Origin of the sequence: Rhodococcus sp. MS16, from assembly GCF_013277795.1 — a bacterium.
GTDB lineage: Bacteria > Actinomycetota > Actinomycetes > Mycobacteriales > Mycobacteriaceae > Rhodococcus_F > Rhodococcus_F globerula.
Genome location: NZ_VBTM01000004.1, coordinates 518,615 through 540,556 on the forward strand (window position 1 = coordinate 518,615; position 21,942 = coordinate 540,556).

The following is a 21,942-nucleotide window of genomic DNA, read 5'->3' on the forward strand; positions in this document are numbered from 1 at the left end:
GGCGGCCATGAGAGCATGTGTGGGTTCGGCCGTCAGGTCGTCAGGCGAAGCTGGATCAAAACGTGGTCGGTCTCGGCATCGGTGTAGCGTCCCGTTTCCTCGAAACCCATGATGTCGTAGAAGCGTCGTGCCGATCCGTTGAGTTCGTAAACCTCGAGCGTTACCGCTCCGTGCAGTGTCGTTGCATGCTCGACGAGCAGCCGCCCGATTCCGAGTCGTTGAGCCTGTGGTGACACGAACAGGCCGCCGATCTCGGCTCCCAGTAGGCCGAGCAGGCCTACAACCTGCTCGTCGGTTTCGGCAACCCAGTTGTCTGCCTTCACGAGGTAGATGTCGCGCATCTTCGCCTCACGTGCACCTTCGCCCTCGCCGTCGATAAAGGGGTGTGCGAGTTTTGATGCCTGCGACCACAATTCGATGACGGCATCCTCGTCGGAGGGCCGATAGGGTCGAATCTTCACGATGTTGGCGCCTGTTGAGTCCACGGCATCACCCTAGGTCATCTCGAGTTCACAGGAATCTCGCAGCCACTGTGCAGTGGCGTCGCGGGTCCGCGCGCGAAGGTAGTGAATATCACCACCTGTGAAGGGACTCATGATGACCGCAGTTCTGAATCCGGCGCCGACGCGGCCGCCGGCGCCCTCTGTCCATCACGGCGGCCCGTCACAGTCGTGGATTCGTACCCGCGGCGCCGCATCGGCCTTGACTGCGCTTCTCGTAGGCACCGCAGTTCTCTACCTGTGGAACCTGAGCGCAAGTGGTTATGCCAACACCTTCTATGCGGCAGCGGCTCAGGCAGGTTCGCAGGACTGGAAAGCTTGGTTCTTCGGATCGCTGGACACGTCCAACTTCATCACCGTCGACAAACCACCCGCGTCGCTGTGGGTAATGGGGTTGTCAGGACGAATCTTCGGATTCTCGAGCCTGAGTCTGCTTGTGCCGCAGGCGTTGATGGGAGTTGGTTCGGTTGCGCTCGTCTACGCGGCAGTGAAACGCGTCGCGACTCCGACAGCGGGGCTCATTGCGGGCGCCGTTCTCGCGGCAACACCCGCCGCTGCGCTCATGTTCAAGTTCGACAATCCCGATGCCTTGTTAGTGCTCCTGATGACACTGGCGGGTTACTGGGTGGTTCGAGCAGTCGAGACGTCGGTGGGCCGACGCGCCGCGATGTGGATTGCTCTCACCGGCATTGCTCTCGGCTTTGCATTCCTCACCAAGATGCTGCAGGGCCTGATGGTGCTGCCCGCGTTCGGCCTGGCGTATCTGGTTGCCGGACAGGCCAGGTTGCGCGCCCGAGTTCTGCACCTTGCGATCGGTGTTGGTGCGGTGATCCTGGCGGCCGGGTGGTGGGTGCTGGCCGTGTGGCTCTGGCCCGCAGATTCGAGGCCGTACATCGGGGGCTCGACCAACAACAGCGTCATGGACCTTGTCCTCGGGTACAACGGGCTCGGTCGGATCTTCGGGAATTCCGGTGGCGGTGGCGGCGGAATGAGTGGCGGCGCTGCAGGTTCGAGCTTCGGCGGGAGCACGGGCCTCGATCGGTTGTTCGGAAGTGAGATGGGAATTCAGATCTCGTGGCTGATCCCCGCTGCGCTGATTGCACTTGTTCTCGGACTGATAGCGCGTGGTCGTGCCCCGAGAACCGATCTGTTGCGGGCGTCGATGATCGTCTGGGGCGGCTGGTTCCTGGTGACGGGGCTGATCTTCAGCTACATGTCCGGCACCATCCATCCCTACTACACCGTGGCGTTGGCTCCCGCGATTGCCGGAATGATCGCAGCCGGCGGCTACGCATTGTGGTTGGAACGGTCGCGGTGGATCGGGCGACTCGGCCTGGCATCAATGATGCTTGCTGCGGGAATCTGGAGTTGGGTTCTCCTGCATCGCAATTCCGACTGGCTACCGGCTCTCGAATGGATCGTACTGGCAGGGACTGTCGTCGGCGCGGCACTGATTCTCCTCGGCGCCAGGAATCGGTTCCGGAAGTTGGTGATCGCGGGGCTGGTCGTCGGATCGTTGGCCGGCATCGGAGGCTCAGCCTCGTACTCAATCGCCACCGCAGCAACAGCTCACGGTGGATCTATCCCCACGGCCGGCCCGGCCGGTGCCGTCTCAATTGCGCCGACCCCATCGGCCGGTACGGGTGCCAACAGTTCCGAGCTGACAGCCATGCTGATCGGCGCAGGCACCCGCTGGTCCGCAGCAACCAACGGGTCGCAGAGTGCCGCGACGTACGAGTTGGCGAGCAATACTGCCGTGATGGCGACCGGTGGTTGGAGTTCGGACCCAGCACCCACGTTGGACCAGTTCATCTCCTATGTCACGAACGGCGATGTCCACTATTACGTCGCTGGTGGTCAGGGCGGTGGCCGCGGCGGCGGTGACAGTACGTCGAGTGCAATCCAAGCCTGGGTGGAAGCCAATTTCGAAGGCACAACCGTCGGGAATGCAACGGTTTACGACCTCAGTGGCTACGCCGACTAGGCAGGGCAGGTGCCCGGTCGCCGGACACTGTCGGTCATGATCGAACAATGCCTGGAACCGAGGAGCGTCTGCCGAAGGATCGGCGTCAACGATGGACGTGGCGCGACACCGCGTTTATCGCGGTGGTCGTGCTGCTGGGCGCCGGTGCGGCGCGCCTGACGCAGGACGACGGCCCGGCTGCGATTCCCGGTTGTGAATCCGTCGAAGCGGCCGGGGAGGTGAAGAGTTTTCTGGTCGCCACGATCGGGGGTGACGACCCCGGGTACAACGATCCTGACTATCCGTGGTTCTCCAAGTCGAAAGCAGACGCGATGCGTAGGGCGGTGACTGAGGCACTACCGGTGGACGCCAGACTTGAAGACCCGGGATTCGCCTTCATATTTCCGCCAGTGCACAACTTCGGCGAGGCCCGGTCGCCCGAATCGGCGGAGGAATTGACCCTCGGTGGTTCGACCACTGCACTTGGTGACATAGCCCGCGGTGATGCGCGAGCAACGGTCTCGGTGGATGTTCGAGAATGGACAGGACCGATTCCGTCGTGTGTCGAAGGTTCCGTAGATCGGCGTGAAGTGCGTGCCGACGGAACAGTTCTCGACTTCTACGAGGCGAAAGGCGCTGCCAGTCCATATGCTCAGGACTTTGTCGTAGTCTACGTCCCCGGTGTCAGTCGCGTCTTCGCCTCGGTAACCGGATTTGACGGATCGGACGCGCAAGTCCTGTCGACGGACGAGTTGGTCGACGTCGCTCTCGCGCCAGGTTTTGCTGTGACAGAAGATATTCCGCCGGCGACATTCTGTGGCATTCTCACGGTGATGGACGAGGGTGGGGTGGACGAAGACGACGTGTCGAGGCTCAACGCCGTACTTGACGAGCGATGGCGGTGGCTCGGAACAACCGGCGTCACGCTTGACCGTCCGTTGGGTTCGCTGGTGCCAGACGACTCGGGCAGCGGCCTGTGTGGGGACGTTGTCGTGAGCGCGCCGGGTGCGGCAGCGAACCTGCAAATCTCGATTACCCGGAACGAATTCCGCTTGCTCGAGAACGCCGTAATCCTGCCCGACGATACGTTGATCAGTCGCACCGAGAACCCCGGCACAAGTTCGGTGGCCGTCCAGCATCCGTCCGGCGAGACTGTTGTTGTGCGAACGGTGACGCACACTGTGTCGCCGCTGGTAATCGAGCAACTCGAGTTGATTGCGACGTCACCCGGTCTCGAAATTGCGCCGAGCTAGGGAAGGTTCGATGGAACTGGCAGAATCAGAGGGTATTTGCCGCTTCGACTAGCTGGAGGCAACAAAAAATGGGCGACGTCAGCCCGGCGCGGGGTGGGGACTTTTCCGCGTGGTTCATCGACCAGTTTGCGACGTATTGGCAGTCGGGCGGTGGTGCTCGCATCGAGGGCCGGATCGCCGGCTATCTGCTCATCAGTGAATCTCCGGGAGTCAGTGCCGAGGAGTTGGCCATTGCTCTCGACACCAGTCGTGGATCTGTCTCCAACTACATTCGACGGCTTATCGATCGTGGATTTGTGAAGCTCGTTCGTAAGCCTCGCGATCGAACTCATTATTACGTCATGGATTCCGACGTGTGGGGCGGCTTCCTCGAGAACGAGCACCAGTACCTCGAGAATCAGCGCACGCTCGCGACCGAGGCACTCCAGTATGCAAACCCCAACGGCCCCGCCTACATTCGTGTGCTGAACATGCGCGACTACATGGGCTGGATCATCGACAATCGCATGCTGGGCAGTGAATGGGCTCGATTCAAGGAAGTGCGGGACGGGGCAGTTCAGGACGAGGCAGTTCGGGACGAGGCAGGACAAGATAGAGCAGGGCCCGCACCTGAATAAGGTACGGGCCCTGCGGGTCTCGCCGGATTTATTTGTTCAGTTTTGCGACTGCCTCGTCGATCATCGGTGCGTAGCGCTCGAGTGACCACGGGACGGTCAAGGGATTGATCATCGATGATCCCGTCACAAAAGGCTGGTCCGTCGGGGCGATGATAGTTCCTCGTGCGACGGCCGGAATCTGCTGATAGGCGGGCTGCGCTTCGATTTCGGCCCGGTTCGCGGGATCGGAGTAGAAGGTGAACAGCAGATCCGAATTGTTCAGGAGGTGGGCATTCTCGAGGCCGATCACTGCAGAATCGGTACCTTCGGACTCGGTCAGCGTGTTCACGACGGGATCAACCTGCAAGCCCAGTCCGCGAACCATGGCAACACGCTGCTCTTCGGCGAAGAACACGCCGAGTGTTCCTGGGCCGGTGTTGTAGATGAACGAGAAGCTTACGTCTGCGTAATCGGGATGTGCTGCAGACGATTTCGCGAACTGGTCTTTGATCTTGTCGATCTCGGCGGTGGCTTTCCCGGTTTCGCCCATGGCCTTTCCGATCACGTTGATCTGCTCTTCCCATGTGATGGTCCACGGGCTTTCCTCGTACGCAACGGTGGGTGCAAAGGCGTTGAGGGAGTCGAACTGCTGCTGGGTGATACCGGACCATGGTGCGAGGATCAGATCGGGATCAAGAGCGATGATCGCTTCGATGTTCAGATCGGCTCCGCCGGTGAACTGCTCGGGGAGTTCACCGCCTTGTTCGGTGACTGCCTCGTGAACCCAGGGGAGGTAGCCGGATTCGTCACTGCCCCATGAATATTTCTCGACGCCGACGGGAATGGTACCCAGCGCTATGACTGTCTCGGCGGAACCCATGCCGAGCGTGACGATCCGCTCCGGCTTCTCGGTGATGACTGCCTTGCCGAGAGCATGCTCGATAGTGACGGTCTCGAAGTTGCCGGTATTGGTGTCGGTGGTGTCGCTGCTACTGGTACTGCAACCGCCGATTGCCAGGGCGGCGATGACAAGTCCACTCAGGAGCGCAGACCGGCGGAGGGATCGCACGGGGGCGTATCGCATGAAGAGCCTTTCGGTGTCGAGGCGCCGGAGTGCTCTTGTGGCTCTCGTGGATCGCCGAGCAAGATGGACTAGCGCACAGGAAGCATAGGCTAGCCTTCCCTGAACTTTCAAGTCAATTGAAAGTTCAGACCGCCTGCACCGGTTGTTCAGTCCGTCGGCATGGATCCCAGGCGGGCCAGGAGTGGCGCCGCGTCGACAAGTTTGGCCGCGTCGTCGGGATCCATTCCCGCCAAGAGGCTTCGAATGCCGTCGGCCCACATCTGGTCGATCTTCTGGTTGTTGCGGGTGGCCACTGGGGTTTGGTGCAGGCGGAACGAGCGTCCGTCGCTGGGATCGGATCGCTTTTCGAGTAGGCCTTGGTCCACCAGTCGGCGAACCGTTGTGCTGACGTTGCTGCTTTGCAAGTTCAAGGCGCGCGCGATCTCCGACACCGTACTGCCGGGATGTTCCTCGATTACGCGGAGGACTTCGATCTCGGAATGGGGGAGTCGGGACAAGCCCGCCTCCTTCTCGCCGAAGCGCCGCAATGCCCACACCACCGAACGCGCCGTATGTGCCAAGCGCTGGACATCGTCATCTGTTGCAACCGATTTGTTGGACACGAACCCAGTCTAGACGTTAAGATATATATAAATCTATATCTATTTCTAGATATAGCCGTAGTGCAAAACTGGATGAAGGATCAATGTGAAACAGCACGTGCAGGAAGCAGACACCATGGTGGAGTCCGACCCGGTGTCTGTGTCGGACGCGGGACACGCGACACATCTACCCGCCAAGATCATCGCCACATTGGCTCTGTTGGCGGCTGTGGCACCACTGGCCATCGACATGTATCTGCCGGCATTCCCTGAGATGTCGGTGGAGTTCGATACCAGTGCATCAGCCGTACAGCTGACACTCACGACCTTCCTGGTCGGCCTTGCCCTTGGGCAACTTGTGTTCGGCCCGCTCTCCGATCGGTACGGTCGACGGCCACTACTTCTCATCGGGACTGCGGCTTGCGCCGTCTTCAGTGCCGGCGCCGCACTGGCGCCGAGCATCGAACTTCTGGCCGCAGCGCGCTTTGTGCAGGGCTTTGCCGGGGCGGCGGGAATTGTCCTGGGCCGCGCGGTGATCTCCGATCGTGCCCGCGGTGCCGCTGCGGCAAAATTGTTCAGCCTGCTCGTGGTGATCAACGCAGTAGCACCGGTAATCGCGCCGCTACTCGGCGGTGTTGTTGTCACTAATTTCGGGTGGCGTGGCGTGTTCTGGGTTCTGACAGTGCTGTCCGCGTTGATGTTCGTGTGCGTCCTTGCATTGGTATCGGAAACGCTCCCGAAGGAATTGCGCACCACCGGCGGCGCTGCCGCGATGCTGGGTGAGGCTCGAAACGTTCTGCGGAACCGCCGGTACGTCGGGTTCACCCTCGCGTACGCCTTCGCTTTTGGTGTCATGTTTGCGTACATCTCTGCGTCACCGTTTGTCCTGCAGAATGTGCACGGACTCTCCACTGCTTGGTACACAGTTGTTTTCACCGTCAACGCGGTCGGTCTTGTGATCTTCAGCGTCGCCAACGGCGGGGTTGTCGCGAAACTAGGTGACCGGGTGACGTTGCGGATCGGTCTCACGTTGCTCGCGGTGTTTTCGGCAGGCATGCTGATCAATGCGCTTGCCGGGCCCGTTCTGTGGATCACTCTGATCGCGTTGTGGTGCACGATGGCCAGCCTCGGCCTTGTCATCGCCAACGCCACAACCTTGGCGCTCGGTGAGGCGCGGCAGGCCGCCGGTACCGGATCGGCAGTGCTTGGTGCGCTGCAGTTCCTGCTCGCTGCTGCGATTTCCCCGCTCGTCGGGATCGGCGGGGAGGGCACCGCCCTGCCTATGGCCATCGCAATGGTCGTCAGTGCGCTCATCGCGCTGTCGGCGCTTGCCCTGACGAGAGGGAAGGCTTCAGCAGACGCGCAGTAATCTGTGCCGAACTCGCCACAGCCGACCCGGGACACCACCAGTCCCGGGTCGGTTTTTACGTGGAAGGAGTCGAAATATCACCCTCAGCGGGTGATGTCCGACCGCCAGTGGCCGGATACATTTCAGCTACCCGTTTCCTCGAAGTAGAGGTGCGCGAAGTAGAGGTGCGCGAAGTAGAAGTGCGCGATGCAGAAGTGCGCGAGAGAACAGTGCAGGTAGAAGCAAGGCGGTCAGCGGATTTTGCTCAATTCACCGACGGATAAACGGACATATGGGAAAGATTGCGCGAAAGCGTCGTGTTCGGTTCGCGGAGTACGCCTAGCTGAAAGGGCTTTGCCTCATGCTCATCATCGGAATGATCTTGTTCGGAACCGTCATCGGAGCGGGTGCCCAGTTGATTCTCGGTGGCAACACCCGACGATTGGACTGGCCCTTCGCTTTTATCGCGGGAATTGGTGGATCGCTGGTCGGCGGCTTGCTCGTGAGTCTGATTGCGGGTGACGGACTTTCATTGCGTCCCAGTGGAATCATCGGCTCGCTGGTCGGAGCTGTCCTGATCACCGCAGGCTGGCAGTGGTACCGCCGGACTTCGAGCAACGCTGCGCATTCCACCGATCGCTAACTTTCATCGTCGACATCTCCTTCTGCGAGAGGCAAGAATATGACCGACACATCGTCACCGTCACACGCTCATCCGGTGCGCAGTGGCATCGCGACCGGCACAAATTTTGCAGCAGCAGCCCTTCTCTTCATTGTCGGCATCATTTCTCTCCTTCAAGGGATTTCGGCTGTCGCGAACGACGACCTTTTTGTTGTCGGGGTCAACTACGTCTACGAATTCGATGTGACGACGTGGGGTTGGATTCACATAGCCCTGGGCGTCGTTGGCCTCGCGATTGCCATCGGAATGATGATGGCTGCCACGTGGGCGCGTATCGCTGCGATCCTGATTGCAGCGCTCTCGATCATCGCGAACTTCCTGTGGCTTCCGCATTATCCGCTCTGGTCGATCCTGATCATCGCGCTCGATGTCATTGTTATCTGGGCCGTAGCCACCTGGGATGCCGAGGACTGACCAAGCGAGGCTCGAAGCGTCTCGGCAGAAGGTGCCTCAAGGTGTTTTCCGAGTTATCCGTGTCTCCCGGCTTTTGCTCTTGAGGATGCACGTCGCCATCTAGTGTGTGATTGGTGACCACAGAAAAGCCCATACAGGGCAGCGGACGCCGCGCGGGCGGACGGTTGTCGCGGGGGGTTGTTGCCGCCTACGCCGCGGGAAGTGTCGGGACGGGTGGTTTTGGCGTCCTGCCAGGATTGGTACTGGCGTACTACCTCACCGACACCTTGGGCGTCGCGGCTGGTTTGGCGTCGCTGGTAGTAATTGTTCCCAAGATTGCGGACGTACTTGTCGATCCGCTGATCGGCACGGTCAGTGATCGAAGTTCGCATCGAACGGGCACGCGCGTACCCCTGATGTTGGCGGGTTCGCTTGCCCTTCCGTTGCTCTTCGTACTCACCTTTGCTGCACCGGTGTCAGCCGGCCCGGGTGTCGGCGCGGTGTGGGTACTGGTGTTTTTCCTGCTGGCAGCGAGCGCCTACAGCCTGTTCCAAGTGCCGTACATCGCCCTGCCTACAGAACTGACGGGCGACTATCACGAGCGCACTCGATTGGTGTCCGTCCGAATAGCGGTACTGGCCTTGGCAATTCTTGTGATCGGTGGCGGGGGACCAGCGCTTCGCAACGCTGCTGGAGGTGGGGCTGCGGGCTATCTGGTGATGGCCGTGGGCGTGTCGGCGTTGATGTGCGGGGCAATGCTCTGGGCGGTATTCGGCGCGGCGCGGCGCACGGTGACACGCGCCGATGCCCCGGTGGGCTCATTGCTCTCGCAGTATCGCGACGGATTCGACGCAGTTCGCAGTACGCGATCGTTCCGTTTGCTCGTGATCGTGTTTGTCCTGCAAGCCCTCGCGACGGCCGTGATGTTGGGCGGTGCCCAGTATCTCGCGACGTATGTCATGGGGAACGAAGACGCCATCACGGGGCTGTTCGCGGCGTTGGTCGGCCCGGCGCTGGTCATCATGCCGCTGTGGTACCGCTATTCCCATCGCCACGGCAAGCTCCGCGGATATGTTGTCGCATCGACGGTCTTTGTTGTCGCCACACTGCTTTTGGCGTTCGCCGCAGTTGACGCCGGAGCGTGGATCTACGGTGCGGTCGGACTGGCGGGCGTCGGCTACGCCGGAATGCAGGTATTTCCGTTGGCCATGCTTCCCGACGTAATCGAAGACGATGCCCGCATCGGCGGACGCCAACGAGGCGGCTCGCTCAGCGGGATCTGGACGGCAGCAGAGACTGCTGGTCTTGCACTCGGACCAGCAGTGTTCCTTCTGTTTCTGGCGTCGACAGGCTTTGTGTCCTCGCAGGCAGGGGAGACGGTTGACCAGCCGGACTCCGCAATCACCGGCATCGCCCTCGGATTCTCTCTGGCCCCGGCCGCTCTGGTCGCGATCAGCCTTGTCGTCTTACGCGCATACAGCAGTGAACAGGAGCACGATGACCGCTAGTGACACCAACTCTTTTCTTGGTAATACCTCGATCGAGCAACGGTCTGCGGAAGTGCTGGAGAGACTCCGCAGCCTGCGTGAACAGGACGCCCCCACCCACGGTGGGCGAGTTTTGTCTTACGTGTACGACAGCGGACTGGCCGCGCTTGATCAGTTGGCCACGGACGCAGCGCAATTAGTACAACCCGTCAACGGGCTTGATCCCACGGTGTTTCCGTCCACCGCGGTGATGGAACGAGAACTCGTCGGGTTCGTCCGCGGATTCCTCCACGGAGATGGCGATGTTATCGGCAACGTCACCAGCGGTGGCACCGAAAGTTGTGTGCTGGCCGTCAAAGCCGCCCGCGACCTGCGCGGACTTCCGCCGGGAGAGGGATCGATAGTCCTGCCTACTACCGCTCATGCTGCTTTCCACAAGGCGGCGCACCTACTCGGACTCGAACTGATCCTCGTCGCAGTCGATCCAAATTCCGGTCGTGTGCGCGCCGCCGACATTGGATCGGCTCTGCGGAGCGACACGGTGCTGATCGTGGCGTCGGCACCGAGCTATCCGTTTGCTGCTCTCGACCCGATCGTCGAGATCGCGGAAATTGCTCGTACACAGTCGGTTCCGTTTCACGTCGATGCCTGCATCGGAGGGTTTGCCCTGCCCTGGTGGGGTGAACTGCCGGCCTGGGACTTCCAGGTTCCCGGTGTCACCAGTATCTCGGCCGACGTACACAAGTACGGCTACTCGCCAAAAGGTGCGTCGGTTCTTCTGTACCGGGGGCGTGATCTGCATCGCAAGCAGTACTTCGGGCTTACAGCGTGGCCCGGATATCCCGTGGTCAATCCGACACTGATGGGGTCGAAATCCGTTGCCGCCCTGGCCGGAGCCTGGTCCATCACCCAAGTGCTGGGCGAATCGGGTTACGCCGACCTGGTTGCGCGCGCTCACCGGGCAACTGCCTCGCTCGTGGACACGATTGACCGCATCGACGGTTTGCGCGTCGTCGGAACGCCGGTCGGCCCACTCTTCGCAGTAGCGGCGGATGGGGGAGTGCCGCCGGACCGGCAGGTCGATCCACATCGCTGGGCCACCGCCGTCGGCGTTCGAGGGTTTGTGCTCCAGGGGCAACCCGCGTCGACGCAACACGACGGAACTGCATTGCCGCGAACCACCCATCTCACGATCACGCCCGTGACGGACAGTGTGCTGAGTGAGCTGACCAGTGCGTTGGTGTTGGGGGCCGACGATGTTCGGGGCCTTCCCGCGGCCGGACCGCCGCCCGCGCTGGCCGAGCTGGCCGGCGCGTTCGAGCGCGGTGACGTAAGCGTCGACGATGTTCGCACATTGCCCAGTGAGGCTGTTGCGGCAGCGCTCGTGTCGGCGGGGCTGGATCCGAAGGGCACTGGCGACTCGCCCCTCGACATGGCTGCGGTCCTCGCCGCCGTCGAGTCCTTGCCCCGCGAGGTCACGACGCGACTGCTGGTGGAATTCCTGGCTGGTCTCGTGGAACCCTGATTCGGCTGATGGTCCTCTACCCTCCTTTTTGAGCGAAAGGTACATCCATCGCCGTGAACGCGCCGAAAGGTACGTTCGCTCCGAAAGGGGATGCACCAAACCTCACATATGCCGCGAAATTTCGCTGTCCCGGGCGTAGATTTCGAGTATCGGAGGCTGTCGTTTCGGGGAAGGGACGAATGGGTGACTGGTGCCGCAACCAAGGTTCTGACACTGTTCGAGGAATTGGTGGGGATCGAACTCCCAATCCAGGTGCGCTGTTGGGACGGATCCCAAGCCGGCCCTCCCGACGCAGCGGCCCGGGTCTTTTTCCGGAACCGACGCGCGCTGCGGAGGGTTCTCTACTCGCCGAACGAATTGGGTTTGGCGCGGGCGTACGTCTCTGGAGACTTGGACGTCGACGGAGACATCTTTGCGCTGCTGGATGTTCCGGATCTTATTTCGCGGATTGGTGAGCATCGCCTGGCCGGAATGTCGGCACGCACGATTGCCCGGTCGGTGGTGACTTTTGTCGGCTTGGGCGCGGTCGGGCTTCCGCCGTCGCCACCCGAGATCGAGATGCGCTCCAAACGGGGGAAGCGCCACAGCAAGTCTCGTGATTCGGCGACTGTCTCTCACCACTATGACGTCGGAAATCGTTTCTACGAGCTGTTTCTCGGACCGAGCATGGTCTATTCGTGCGGGTACTGGCCGGACGGCACTGTGTCACTCGAGGACGCGCAGCGAGAGAAACTTGATCTGATCTGCCGGAAGTTGGATTTGAAGCCGGGAATGCGCCTGCTCGACGTCGGGTGTGGGTGGGGATCGATGGCACTGCATGCGGCGCAGAATTACGGCGTCGACGTTGTCGGTGTTTCGCTCAGCCGCGAACAGGTGGAGTACGCCAAGGCCCGGGTAGCGGACGCGGGATTGACAGAACATATCGAGGTTCGGGTGCAGGATTACCGCGACGTGGATGACGGCCCGTACGACGCTATTTCGAGCATCGGTATGTCGGAACACGTGGGTTTGGCGAACCTGCCGGTCTATGCGGCACACCTGCACGGGTTACTGAAGCCGGAGGGACGCTTTCTCAATCACGCCATTGCTTCGGTGAAGTCGTTGCCGGATAAGGTTGTCGACGCTCCTGGTTTCATCGACAGATACATCTTCCCGGACGGTGAGATCCTTCCGTTGAGTAAAACGGTTGACGCTCTGGAGCGTTCAGGATTCGAGACTCGGGACAGTGATGCGCTGCGCGAACACTATGCGCTGACACTGCGTGCGTGGGTGGCGAATCTGCGGGAGAACTGGGACGCTGCTGTTGCCGAGGTCGGCGACGCGCGGGTCCGTACGTGGTTGTTGTACCTTGCGGCCAGCGCTCTCGGCTTCGAGGAGGCGCATCGACTGACCATTCATCAAGTGCTGGCGGTGAAACCCGGTGAACGAGGATCAAGTGGCATGCCGCGATCGCGGCGCAACTGGTATCGCTGAGCCGGATCGCGGGCGCGTTCGATGCGTCGATGGTTGACTGAGCGGGTGAACGAGCCATTGCAGGATTTGCCGATTCCGGGAAACCAGAGCGGCTTGGGTGCCGGGCCCGCACTGCGAGTCACCGCGGGACTGGTGCTCGGCATTGTCGCGGGAATTGTCATGTGGATGGTGGGCTTTCCGCGATTCTCCTTTCTGATCGGCTGGAATGTGGCGGCGCTGGTGTTCACGGTCTGGACGTGGATCCTGGTGTGGCCGTTCGACGCTGTGACGACGGCCAGCCACGCGACTCGTGAGGAACCGGCACGCAATGTCGCACACCTTCTCGTTCTCGGTGCAGCGGTGGCCAGCCTGGTCGGTATCGCGCTCCTGCTTGTTGCTTCCCCTGACGGCCGTCGATACCAAGTTGTCGCCGCGTCGGTTGCGGTTATCAGCGTTGTCATTTCGTGGATGGCGGTGCACACGCTGTTCGCTCTGGGATACGCCCGGTTGTACTACACAGGTCCGGACGGTGGGATCGACTTCAATCAGGAAGATCCGCCGCGGTACAGCGATTTTGCCTATGTCGCCTATACCGTGGGTATGAGCTTCGCGATCTCGGACACCAATTTGCAGTCGTCGGATATGCGGGCAATGGCGCTCGGCCACGCGTTGCTGTCGTATCTGTTCGGCTCGGTCATCGTCGCGTCGGTAGTCAATTTGATCGCCGGATTATGAGCTGACACCGGTAGGTCAGGCCGCGGCGCGGCCGATGCTCGACAGGAAGCCTGCCGCCCCGAAGAACAGTCCGGCAAAAACACGGTTGGTGATTCTCTGCTGTTTCGGTGACCGCATGAGCCGCAGGACCCGAGCCGCAAGTCCGGTGTATCCGGTCATCACGACGACATCGACCGCGCACATGGTCGCCGCGATGATCAGGTACTGCGGTACCAGTGGCGCGTTCGGATCGAGGAACTGCGGAAGAACTGCGAGCATGAACACCACGGCTTTGGGATTGCTGGCATTTACCAGGAACCCACGCACCATCATCATCGGACCGGAGCGCCGCGCGGCTTCGGAGTCGGTGGTTATCTCGCTGGGAGCGGACCGCCACTGCCGCACTCCGAGATACACCAGGTAGGCGACGCCCAGCCATTTGATGATCGAGAACGCCGCCGTCGAGTTGGCGAGGATCGCGCCGACGCCGGCCGCGACGATTCCGATCTGCAGGAGAAGTCCGAGTTGCAATCCGAGAATGTTCCAGTAGCCGCGACGGAGTCCGACGGCCAGACCGGAGGACATCGAGGCGATTGCCCCGGCGCCGGGCGACAGACTGATCACCCAACTTGCGCCGAAGAATGCCAACCACACGTGCCAACTCATACTTTTGCCTTTCGGCTGGGAAGGTGTGCGGCCCGTGAAGGTGACGGGACTCCGAAGAAGTGTAGTTGTACGTGTTGGTGGGTTCGGAGTGGTACCGACCGTTCCGGCACGGTACATTCGTTCTTGTTGTCTGAATATTTGCCAGGCGGGGGATCGGCGTGATGAATTTTGGCGGTGACGCAGGGCCGCGTTCGTTGATTCGTAATCAGATCGAGGTTTCCGAAACCCGTATGCGTAACGGAATCGCCGTGCTGGTTCCCGTTTTTGCTCTTGTCGGGGTGTGTGCTGCGTTTTCCGATGAAGGTCAGAACACTGCGTTCCGGAGAATTGTTGCGGTGCTGGTCCTGGTCAGTACTCTTCCGGCAGCGTATCTGGTCAGTCGAATTCGATTCGGCATCATCTGGTGGAACCGGGATATGGGGCATCATTCCGTTCCGCGGGCGAGCACGTACTTCGTTCTCTATGCAGATTTGGGTGTGACCGTAGTACTGGCGACGTTCGCCAATCACGAATTGGCGCTGTACGGGACAGCTCTGTTTGCGGTGATCAGTGTGTACGTGGCGCATTTTGTCCGGTGGGCAGAGACCGTGGTGCACATGGTCTTCACGAGTTGTGTGATCGCCGTTTTTGCCATTCTCACGTGGCGTCATGGATACCACGATATTGCGGGAATTCTTGCGAGGGCGGTAACGTCGGTGATCGCTGTCAATGCGACGCTTGTCCTACTCAGGTCGTTCTCGGCGGGCATGCTGACGTCGTACCGCACTCAATTTGCGAATGCCAATCGTGATCCGTTGACCGGACTCCTCAACCGGCGAGGCTTCGAATTGTGGATGCAGATTGCGGAAGAGCGTGAGCCTGGTCGATCCGGCGTGCTACTGCTCGACATCGACAACTTCAAGGCGGTCAACGACGGGTCCGGTCACGACGGCGGTGACACGGTGTTGCGGTTGCTTTCGCGCAGACTCGAACGAGTCGTCGGCGTGGACGCGGCAGTAGCTCGAACAGGTGGCGATGAGTTTGCTATCGCGGTGCGCGGCGATATAGCAGGGCTCACGCGACTTGCAGAAGCGATTCGGGGGGAGGTCGCCGTGCGTTCCGACGACGTTCCGATCACGGTCAGTATCGGTGTTGCACAACTCGCGTCGGGCGCGCACGGGAAACTGACGGGGCAGGAACAGATCAAGGAGGCTTTGTCTCGTGCAGACAAAGCGATGTACGAGGCGAAGTCGGACGGTCGCAACCGCGTCGTGGCTGATGTGTCAGCGCAGTAGTCCACACTGAGCCACATTTCCAGCGCCGCTCGTCCCGTCGATGCGATGATCGATTGATGAGTGAATTTCCGGTTCTGGACCTGACGCCCGACGAATTGTTGACGACAACGCGCACGGTACGAAAGCGCTTGGACCTGACAAGGCCCGTTCCTCTGGATCTGATCAAGGAATGCCTGGAGATCGCGTTGCAAGCTCCGTCGGGATCGAACCGCCAGGGATGGCAATGGGTGGTGGTGACCGACCCCGAACTGCGTCGACAGATCGGCGACATTTACAAAGACGTCACGGAGAGCTATTTGGCGTCGCAGGGGGCTCCGGCGCAGTTGTTCAGTGACGATCCGGATCGGGCTGCAGTCCAAGCGCGTGTCGGAAGTAGTGCCGAGTGGCTCGGCCAACACATGGGTGAAGTTCCGGTGCTGATGATTCCGTGCATCAAGGCGGAGCGGACCTTGCCTGCCGGTAATCAGGCGGGACTCTGGGGATCGTTACTTCCCGCGGCGTGGAGTTACGCATTGGCGGCGCGCGCCCGCGGATTGGGAACGGCGTGGACAACACTGCACCTTGCGCGCGAAGCCGAAGTCGCAGAAATCCTGGGAATCCCGGCGGGCTTCCACCAGGGCGCGCTGGTACCCACCGCGTACTTCACGGGAGAGACCTTCAAACCGGCGGCACGCGAGCCGATCGACAACATTCTGCACCTTGACCGATGGTGAACCTCGAGTACTCGGCGATCTGCTCGATCGACGGCTATGTCGCCGACAAGGAGGGGAACTTCGACTGGGCAATGCCGGACGCCGAGGTACACGGCTTTGCCAACAACCTCGAACGTGACGTGGGCACGCACCTGTACGGGCGCCGGATGTACGAGGTCATGGCAGCGTGGGAAACGATGGCAGATCCCGACCCGATTGCCGAAGATTTCGCTCGGATCTGGCGCCGAGCGGACAAAGTTGTGTTCTCCACGACGCTGGCGGAACCGTCGACTCAGCGAACCCGTATCGAGCGAACCTTTGACTCCGAAGCCGTGCGGGCGATGAAAGCAAGGGCGACGCAGGATATTTCGATCGGTGGTCCCACACTGGCAGCGCATGCGCTGGCCGCCGGTCTGGTCGACGAGATTCACCTGTTCCTTTGCCCAGTGATCGTCGGTAGCGGACTGCGCGCATTGTCTGCCGACGTTCATGTCGACCTCGAACGGATGGAGCAGAAGGCGTTTCGGAGCGGAGTTGTCTATCTGCGATACAGAGTGAGGTAGGGACTGAGTCAGGACAGCGATACGGGCATGATATCTGCCACGATGACGTGAATGAGGCCGTCGCGAATCTCGAATGTCTCCCGGATCTCGACCGTCATCAAGCGTGTGTCGGCAACGCCGGCATCGAGGAGATAGACGGCGGTCACGACGTCCCCCTCTTCGGTCATTCGAAGATCACGCACGGACTGAATCACGGTGTACTGCACACCGTGATCGAGGTCGGCGCTCAACTGAGGGCCCGAGAACCCGGTTTGGATGCCTGCTTCGACGCGCGTGGCGTCCGGCGCGAAGTGCACGTCGGTGACGTCGTGAGAAACCAATGCGTCGATGTAGGCCCGGGCTTCTGCCTCACGGGGTGAGTCCGGTGCGGCTTGGGCAAGTGAAGCACCGGTAAAAATCATTGCTGCAGAGATGGCTGCAGTGGCGACGGTCTTTCCGAACGTGGACATGAGAGTTCCTATCGCATGGTGTTGGTGCAACTGAGTGGGGGATCGACAAGCGAGCAGAATGCGGGAGCTTTCACGGGTACGTAATCCGGCCCGACGCCGTTGTCTTCGATGATGTTCCGGTACGTCTCCACACCGTCGGTGGGGGTACGGGTGAGGGTGGGATCGGTCAGGACGTCGACGGTGTACAGACCGAAACGTGGCCGGTACGAACCCCATTCGTAGTTGTCGGTGATGGACCAGTAGTTGTATCCGATAACGTCGGCGCCGTCCTCGCGGGCGCGTTCCATCCAATAGACGTGGTCGCTCAGATGATTCGAGCGCGTGTACCCGTCGGGGCGAGGATTTCCGTTGTCTGTGGGCATTCCGTTCTCGACGACGTAGAGGGGGAGTTCCGGGTACTTGCGCGAATAGCGCATCAGTGCGTCGTACAAACCCTCGGGCTGTGGTGTGACGTTGTAGAATTCGTCGATCGCGGCATAGGCCGCGGTCGGGTTGTCCAGTGCCACACCGTAGTAGTAGTCGATACCGAGGAAGTCGAGTTTGTCGCTCACCCGATCGGTGAACACGGAGTCGATTGCCTCCGAGACACCCGGAATGAACGCGAAGTTGCTGCTGACGCGAGCGCCCGGGTCGAGGACGTGGATGCGGTCGTAGATCGATCGGTGCACTCGAACAAGTGCGTCGAACATCAAGGGTGCCTGGGGGAGAGTGATTCCGCCGTACGTCAACTCACGCTGCACGTACACCGTCGGTTCGTTGATCGTGATCCACAATGCTCCGACCCCCGAATATCGCGCGACCACCTTCTCGGCGCTGGTCAGCCAGTCGGCTTCGGTTTTCGGGTTTGTCCACCCATCTTGATCGACGACCCAACCCGGATATACCCAGTGATCGAGAGTGATCATCGGCGTCATTCCGCGGGCCAGGATATGCGCGACAACAGCATCGTAGTATCCGAATTCGGTGTCGTTCCACGTTCCGGGTGAGGGTTGCACCCGCGCCCATTCGACGCCGAAGCGGAACACCTGCGCGCCCAGATCTGCCGCGCGGTCGATGTCCTCGGTGAAGCGGTGCCGAAAGTCGACCGAGTCGCCGATGGCGTCGTGGGTGCGACCCGATGCGGAGTATCTCGACCAGTTGCTGTCGGGGGAGGAACCCTCGGATTGAAAACCGGAAGTGGCAACGCCCCACAGGAACTCCTCGGAAGGAGTTCCCGATGCCTGCGCCGGCGATGCCGCCGCCCCGATCACGAGGGCGAGTAAGGCGGCGGCAATCGACCGTGACGTGACTCCCATGATGGGAGGTTAGGTCATACAGGTGTCCAGAAAGGTGGCTTTTGCAGGATCAGAATTCAATCGTCATCGGACCGGGAGTCCACATACCCGAACGTTGCACGCGGGATTCGTCGAGTTCCGCGGGTACCGCCGCAGGATCCAGTCGAGTGTATTTCTCGATCGAACCCCAGTCGCGACCCCAGTCGTTGTCGAGATACGACGGTATGGTCTGCGCACTGACGAGGAGATCGATCCACCCGAGCGGACCACCACCGAAGTGGTCCTGCCACGCTGTGGTCACGAGTGCGCCGCTGTGATCGGGCAGGATGCGGTACTCGGGAACCTCGGCAACGCCGACGCGATGATCGAACGGGCGCTGGCACGGAAAGGCCAGACCCACAGCCCAATCCAACATCACGGGAGTTTCGGAACCGACAACGTCCTGCAGTTTCTGTGTTTGCGGTACACGCGGCGGAGTAACCGCTACCCATTGATCGTCCTTGCTGTCGAGATCGCTGACAACAAGACGAATAGTGTTGGCTTCCACAGGAATCTGGTCGAGAGGAACGCGAAGGTTGCGCCACGACGGCGACGGGCCGATGTCGAGAGGTGCGATTCGGCCACCGATTTCGACGTCATCGGCACCTCGCGCGGTGCCGTATTCGACCTCGACGTTCTGCCCGTACGTGACGATGCCGTCGGTGTCGACGGATCGGACGCGTCCGGCTGCGGCGATGGAAATGATGTCGCCGCGGGTGCCGCTGTCGCTGAGGTCGGGAAGTTTGTACCACCCACTGGTCAGGGTGCCCGGTGCGGCTTGGCCGTAGCTGCCCATCACCGGAGTTGTGGCGGGATCGAGGCCGAACGGCAACGCGACCGAACTGCCGTTGACGCCGGTCACTCCAGCGCCACCACCGGTTCCGGCGGAGTTTCCGGCCGTGGTCTCGTCGCTGTCGACAGTGTTGGCACCACCGGTGGCAGTCGCTTCCTCGTCGGCGCTGAGGTCGCCGGCAACACCGTTCGGATCAAATCCGGTGGCGCCGCCGGCTGAAAGTGCGGTTGCGATGTCGCCGGACAACGGAGCCAGCATCGATGCGTTCGGATCTGTTTCGAGCAGGACGTCGTTGGCTAGTCCACAGGGTTGTCCGAGCACCGCGTCGACGTTCGCGCGACCCACCGAATAGGCCGGGTACTGGCTGATCACGCCCTTGGACATCGAGAGAACTTCGAAGAGAACCATGGCACCGGCCGCGACGGTCAGCGGTGAGATGGCCAGTAGGCGAGCCTGACGCGGCGACATTTCCTTGCCGACGGTGTACGGCTCACGGAAGAAGTACCACGCGGCGACCCCGAGCATCAGCACGGTCAGCCCGAGGAGAACGGTGCTCGCGCCGAGCCCACTGATCGATACGGGTTTGTCCCACCAGGGAACGCTGTAGCTCGAGACGTAGTAGTAGCTGTTGCTGCCGGTGAACGCCACTGCGAGCAGGAACAGCACGCCTGCGGCGAACAGCGCGCGATTGCGCGGGGAACGCAGAAGGGTGGTTCCGACCGCAACTGCCGTCATCATTGCGAGTATTGCTGTCAGCCCCGCGAAGATCCCGAAGTGGTGAGTCCACTTGGTGGGCGAGAACATCAGCAGCGGCAGCGCGCCGATGGTGAGACCGACAATTCGCCGCGGCGGGCCGGCGGCCAATCCGGGGATGCGGCCGCCTTTGCGGAGCATCATCGCGGTGCAGACTCCAAGGCACAGGAACATGACAAAAACGCCGAAGCGCCGTGTCAGTGATCCGTCGACGGAGATGTTGAGCAGGTACTGGTAGCGCAGATATTCGTCGAACCACGGAGCGTTCGGTGAGATCGAGTGAACGCGCTGCATTTCGATGACGGCGGCCAGGCTCTGATCGCCGAAGGCGGGGATGAGAATCGACAGTCCTGCAGCAAGAAGCGGTCCGACGGCAGCGAGGTAACCGGTGGTCCGAGCGCGTTCGACGATGATGCCGATGACGGGACGGATGCCGGCGATCAGCGCGGCGAAGCAGATCAGTCCGGACGGACCTGCCGTCAACGTGAACCCGGCAATCAGAATTGCGACGGCAACCGGCAGGAGTCGACGTGTCGCGATGGCGCGTTCGATCGAGCACCACGTCAGGAGAACGCCGAGTGCAACAATCGGTTCGGGGCGCAATCCGTTGTTGAACGGGAGCCAGAATGCGAGAAAAACGAGCGCGCCGGTCCAGAGAGCAAGACGGTTTCCGCGGATTGCTGCGCCGAGGCGCGGGGCGACCTCACGACTGATGACAAGCCACGCGACGACGCCGGCCACCAGTGCTGGGAGCCGGACCCACGGGCTTGCCGGACTGATGTGCGCGAGTAGTCCGAGGATGTTGTAGTAGGGGGTTCCGAACGGTGTTTCCGGGACGGCGAACCAGCGGAAGTAGTTCGACATGTACCCGGATTGCTCAGCTGCCCTGGCCATCGTGAACTGGTAGCCGTCGTCGGTTGTCGTGGCTCCGATGAAGTGCCACAGCACCAATGTTCCGATGACAACACCGTCGACGCGGGTGAATTTCCACCACCTCGTCGGCAGAAATTTGCGGCTGTGACGGCCGTCGAGATTATCGAGGCGGTGCAACGCGACGAGCGAGATGATCGCGGTCAGCGCACCGAGAATCATGGCGAGCGTTTTGATCGTCGACGGGCTCGACGTGAATCGGGAGTCGGAGACTATCGAGACGTCCAATCCGGCGGCAGCGGTGTTCAGGTCGCTGAACACGCCGACAACTTGCGGCCGGTGGTCACCATCGAGAATCCGTGGCTCTGACCCGGTGACGGAGACCGTCGTCCGGGTGGGCTCGGCGAGCACCGTCAGCGCACAACCGCCGGGGAGTTCGTCGAGCGGTCCCGAGAACACAACCTCGTCCCGCAGGATCGCGTCGACGCGTGCGGGTGCGTCTGCCGATGCGGGCGACACCGTAGCGACGAACCCGTAGCGACGCGCATCGGCGGCGCTTGTGGGCGCGGTAGATACGAGGGTTCCACCCGTTCCTGCCAGCTCGTTTATCGACGCGCACGGAATGGAGGCCTCGAACCGCTGCGGTGTGTACGAGACGAGGGGGGATTCGACGCTGGTCGTCGAACCGGCCTGTGGCCAGTTGATGCCGGCCGTGTCCTGCTGGATAGGCAGGAACGGTATGGATACACACGCGAGGATTCCGAGAATGGAGGCAACGATTGCCACCATCCTTGCGTGCGACTGCCGTGCGGCGCGCTGCGGAATCGGCGGGGTGGGAGGTGCGGCCACGGCCACGTCACTGTCTGTCACGACTTTCGACCCTAGCGGTGCGTGACGCGTTTGTTATAAACACAGCGACCTTCGAAATGTCGGATGTGGAATTTGCCTACATCCCGCGACGCCGATCGACCGTGACCGCCGCCACTGGCGG

Annotated in this window: 20 protein-coding genes; 13 read left to right on the plus strand and 7 right to left on the minus strand. The window is 61.3% G+C overall.

Translation table 11 applies throughout. The features are described 5' to 3' along the window. Nucleotides 1-32: 32 nt before the first annotated feature. On the minus strand, nt 33-485 hold the full coding sequence (locus tag FEZ60_RS11950; protein WP_033230929.1) for a GNAT family N-acetyltransferase: 453 nt from the start codon (nt 483-485) through the stop codon (nt 33-35). Between the two features lie 112 nt (nt 486-597). Here FEZ60_RS11950 and FEZ60_RS11955 point away from each other — a divergent pair, with 112 nt between their 5' ends. The 3 genes from FEZ60_RS11955 (at nt 598) to FEZ60_RS11965 (ending at nt 4,333) form a co-directional block, all read left to right on the plus strand. Beyond that, nucleotides 598-2,484, plus strand: a complete 1,887-nt coding sequence (locus FEZ60_RS11955) for a glycosyltransferase family 39 protein (protein ID WP_084703055.1) — start codon at nt 598-600, stop codon at nt 2,482-2,484. A gap of 47 nt (nt 2,485-2,531) precedes the next feature. Continuing rightward, nucleotides 2,532-3,716 carry a hypothetical protein gene (locus FEZ60_RS11960; protein WP_045070190.1) on the plus strand — a complete coding sequence of 395 codons (1,185 nt, stop codon included), beginning with the start codon at nt 2,532-2,534 and terminating at the stop codon, nt 3,714-3,716. A gap of 68 nt (nt 3,717-3,784) precedes the next feature. Next, entirely contained in the window at nt 3,785-4,333 is a 549-nt protein-coding gene (locus FEZ60_RS11965; protein ID WP_084703020.1) for a MarR family transcriptional regulator, read from the plus strand. Between the two features lie 28 nt (nt 4,334-4,361). On the opposite strand, the gene FEZ60_RS11970 is transcribed toward FEZ60_RS11965, so the two are convergent. Both FEZ60_RS11970 and FEZ60_RS11975 read right to left on the minus strand, forming a co-directional pair. After that, a complete protein-coding gene (locus tag FEZ60_RS11970; protein WP_045070188.1) occupies nt 4,362-5,396 on the minus strand; it encodes an iron-siderophore ABC transporter substrate-binding protein in 1,035 nt (344 codons plus the stop codon). 146 nt (nt 5,397-5,542) lie between these two features. Next, the gene (locus FEZ60_RS11975; protein WP_084703018.1) at nt 5,543-5,998 is read right to left on the minus strand and encodes a MarR family transcriptional regulator; all 456 of its coding nucleotides are present in this window, start codon (nt 5,996-5,998) and stop codon (nt 5,543-5,545) included. Between the two features lie 85 nt (nt 5,999-6,083). Between FEZ60_RS11975 and FEZ60_RS11980 the strand changes: the two genes are divergently transcribed. The 7 genes from FEZ60_RS11980 to FEZ60_RS12010 all read left to right on the plus strand — a co-directional run bounded on the left by FEZ60_RS11980 (nt 6,084) and on the right by FEZ60_RS12010 (nt 13,599). Further along, on the plus strand, nt 6,084-7,346 hold the full coding sequence (locus FEZ60_RS11980) for a multidrug effflux MFS transporter (RefSeq protein WP_308191100.1): 1,263 nt from the start codon (nt 6,084-6,086) through the stop codon (nt 7,344-7,346). A gap of 340 nt (nt 7,347-7,686) precedes the next feature. Next, nucleotides 7,687-7,968: a hypothetical protein gene (locus FEZ60_RS11985; protein ID WP_033230926.1), complete on the plus strand. Its 282-nt coding sequence runs from the start codon at nt 7,687-7,689 to the stop codon at nt 7,966-7,968. A gap of 39 nt (nt 7,969-8,007) precedes the next feature. After that, nucleotides 8,008-8,421, plus strand: a complete 414-nt coding sequence (locus FEZ60_RS11990; protein ID WP_033230925.1) for a hypothetical protein — start codon at nt 8,008-8,010, stop codon at nt 8,419-8,421. A gap of 131 nt (nt 8,422-8,552) precedes the next feature. Beyond that, nucleotides 8,553-9,908 (plus strand): MFS transporter, encoded by a 1,356-nt coding sequence (locus FEZ60_RS11995; protein ID WP_045071060.1) that lies wholly within the window; start codon nt 8,553-8,555, stop codon nt 9,906-9,908. Beyond that, a complete protein-coding gene (locus FEZ60_RS12000) occupies nt 9,898-11,412 on the plus strand; it encodes an aminotransferase class V-fold PLP-dependent enzyme (protein WP_116101417.1) in 1,515 nt (504 codons plus the stop codon). Before FEZ60_RS11995 ends, FEZ60_RS12000 begins: the two co-directional genes overlap by 11 nt. Nucleotides 11,413-11,595: 183 nt before the next feature. Further along, nucleotides 11,596-12,885 (plus strand): cyclopropane-fatty-acyl-phospholipid synthase family protein, encoded by a 1,290-nt coding sequence (locus FEZ60_RS12005; protein WP_045071058.1) that lies wholly within the window; start codon nt 11,596-11,598, stop codon nt 12,883-12,885. A 45-nt stretch (nt 12,886-12,930) separates the two neighbouring features. Next, nucleotides 12,931-13,599: a DUF1345 domain-containing protein gene (locus tag FEZ60_RS12010; protein ID WP_045070183.1), complete on the plus strand. Its 669-nt coding sequence runs from the start codon at nt 12,931-12,933 to the stop codon at nt 13,597-13,599. A gap of 15 nt (nt 13,600-13,614) precedes the next feature. Here FEZ60_RS12010 and FEZ60_RS12015 read toward each other — a convergent pair whose 3' ends face one another. Beyond that, nucleotides 13,615-14,244, minus strand: coding sequence for a LysE family transporter (locus FEZ60_RS12015; protein WP_033230922.1), 630 nt, complete (start codon nt 14,242-14,244; stop codon nt 13,615-13,617). Between the two features lie 161 nt (nt 14,245-14,405). On the opposite strand from FEZ60_RS12015, the gene FEZ60_RS12020 reads away from it, so the two are divergent. The 3 genes from FEZ60_RS12020 to FEZ60_RS12030 are packed head-to-tail and all read left to right on the plus strand — an operon-like array spanning nt 14,406 to nt 16,773. Then, nucleotides 14,406-15,518 (plus strand): GGDEF domain-containing protein, encoded by a 1,113-nt coding sequence (locus FEZ60_RS12020; RefSeq protein ID WP_172936149.1) that lies wholly within the window; start codon nt 14,406-14,408, stop codon nt 15,516-15,518. A 56-nt stretch (nt 15,519-15,574) separates the two neighbouring features. After that, nucleotides 15,575-16,231: a nitroreductase family protein gene (locus FEZ60_RS12025; RefSeq protein ID WP_033230921.1), complete on the plus strand. Its 657-nt coding sequence runs from the start codon at nt 15,575-15,577 to the stop codon at nt 16,229-16,231. Further along, nucleotides 16,225-16,773, plus strand: coding sequence for a dihydrofolate reductase family protein (locus FEZ60_RS12030; protein WP_045070179.1), 549 nt, complete (start codon nt 16,225-16,227; stop codon nt 16,771-16,773). Before FEZ60_RS12025 ends, FEZ60_RS12030 begins: the two co-directional genes overlap by 7 nt. 8 nt (nt 16,774-16,781) lie before the next feature. On the opposite strand, the gene FEZ60_RS12035 is transcribed toward FEZ60_RS12030, so the two are convergent. Genes FEZ60_RS12035 through FEZ60_RS12045 form a run of 3 tightly spaced genes read right to left on the minus strand, consistent with a single transcriptional unit; the run spans nt 16,782 to nt 21,740 of the window. Further along, nucleotides 16,782-17,174: a hypothetical protein gene (locus FEZ60_RS12035; RefSeq protein ID WP_045071057.1), complete on the minus strand. Its 393-nt coding sequence runs from the start codon at nt 17,172-17,174 to the stop codon at nt 16,782-16,784. Between the two features lie 56 nt (nt 17,175-17,230). Continuing rightward, nucleotides 17,231-18,517 carry a family 1 glycosylhydrolase gene (locus tag FEZ60_RS12040; RefSeq protein ID WP_172936150.1) on the minus strand — a complete coding sequence of 429 codons (1,287 nt, stop codon included), beginning with the start codon at nt 18,515-18,517 and terminating at the stop codon, nt 17,231-17,233. A 49-nt stretch (nt 18,518-18,566) separates the two neighbouring features. Next, a complete protein-coding gene (locus FEZ60_RS12045; protein WP_202026051.1) occupies nt 18,567-21,740 on the minus strand; it encodes an arabinosyltransferase domain-containing protein in 3,174 nt (1,057 codons plus the stop codon). Nucleotides 21,741-21,942 lie beyond the last annotated feature (202 nt).

What these genes read in the sequence shown, in the direction of transcription:
- FEZ60_RS12035 (WP_045071057.1), bottom strand. Translation starts at nt 17,174, where the DNA reads ATGATTTTTACCGGTGCTTCACTTGCCCAAGCCGCACCGGACTCACCC.
- FEZ60_RS11965 (WP_084703020.1), top strand. Translation starts at nt 3,785, where the DNA reads ATGGGCGACGTCAGCCCGGCGCGGGGTGGGGACTTTTCCGCGTGGTTC.
- FEZ60_RS12040 (WP_172936150.1), bottom strand. Translation starts at nt 18,517, where the DNA reads ATGGGAGTCACGTCACGGTCGATTGCCGCCGCCTTACTCGCCCTCGTG.
- FEZ60_RS12020 (WP_172936149.1), top strand. Translation starts at nt 14,406, where the DNA reads ATGAATTTTGGCGGTGACGCAGGGCCGCGTTCGTTGATTCGTAATCAG.
- FEZ60_RS12045 (WP_202026051.1), bottom strand. Translation starts at nt 21,740, where the DNA reads ATGGTGGCAATCGTTGCCTCCATTCTCGGAATCCTCGCGTGTGTATCC.
- FEZ60_RS12015 (WP_033230922.1), bottom strand. Translation starts at nt 14,244, where the DNA reads ATGAGTTGGCACGTGTGGTTGGCATTCTTCGGCGCAAGTTGGGTGATC.
- FEZ60_RS11985 (WP_033230926.1), top strand. Translation starts at nt 7,687, where the DNA reads ATGCTCATCATCGGAATGATCTTGTTCGGAACCGTCATCGGAGCGGGT.
- FEZ60_RS11960 (WP_045070190.1), top strand. Translation starts at nt 2,532, where the DNA reads ATGCCTGGAACCGAGGAGCGTCTGCCGAAGGATCGGCGTCAACGATGG.
- FEZ60_RS12025 (WP_033230921.1), top strand. Translation starts at nt 15,575, where the DNA reads ATGAGTGAATTTCCGGTTCTGGACCTGACGCCCGACGAATTGTTGACG.
- FEZ60_RS11970 (WP_045070188.1), bottom strand. Translation starts at nt 5,396, where the DNA reads ATGCGATACGCCCCCGTGCGATCCCTCCGCCGGTCTGCGCTCCTGAGT.
- FEZ60_RS11990 (WP_033230925.1), top strand. Translation starts at nt 8,008, where the DNA reads ATGACCGACACATCGTCACCGTCACACGCTCATCCGGTGCGCAGTGGC.
- FEZ60_RS11955 (WP_084703055.1), top strand. Translation starts at nt 598, where the DNA reads ATGACCGCAGTTCTGAATCCGGCGCCGACGCGGCCGCCGGCGCCCTCT.
- FEZ60_RS12000 (WP_116101417.1), top strand. Translation starts at nt 9,898, where the DNA reads ATGACCGCTAGTGACACCAACTCTTTTCTTGGTAATACCTCGATCGAG.
- FEZ60_RS12030 (WP_045070179.1), top strand. Translation starts at nt 16,225, where the DNA reads ATGGTGAACCTCGAGTACTCGGCGATCTGCTCGATCGACGGCTATGTC.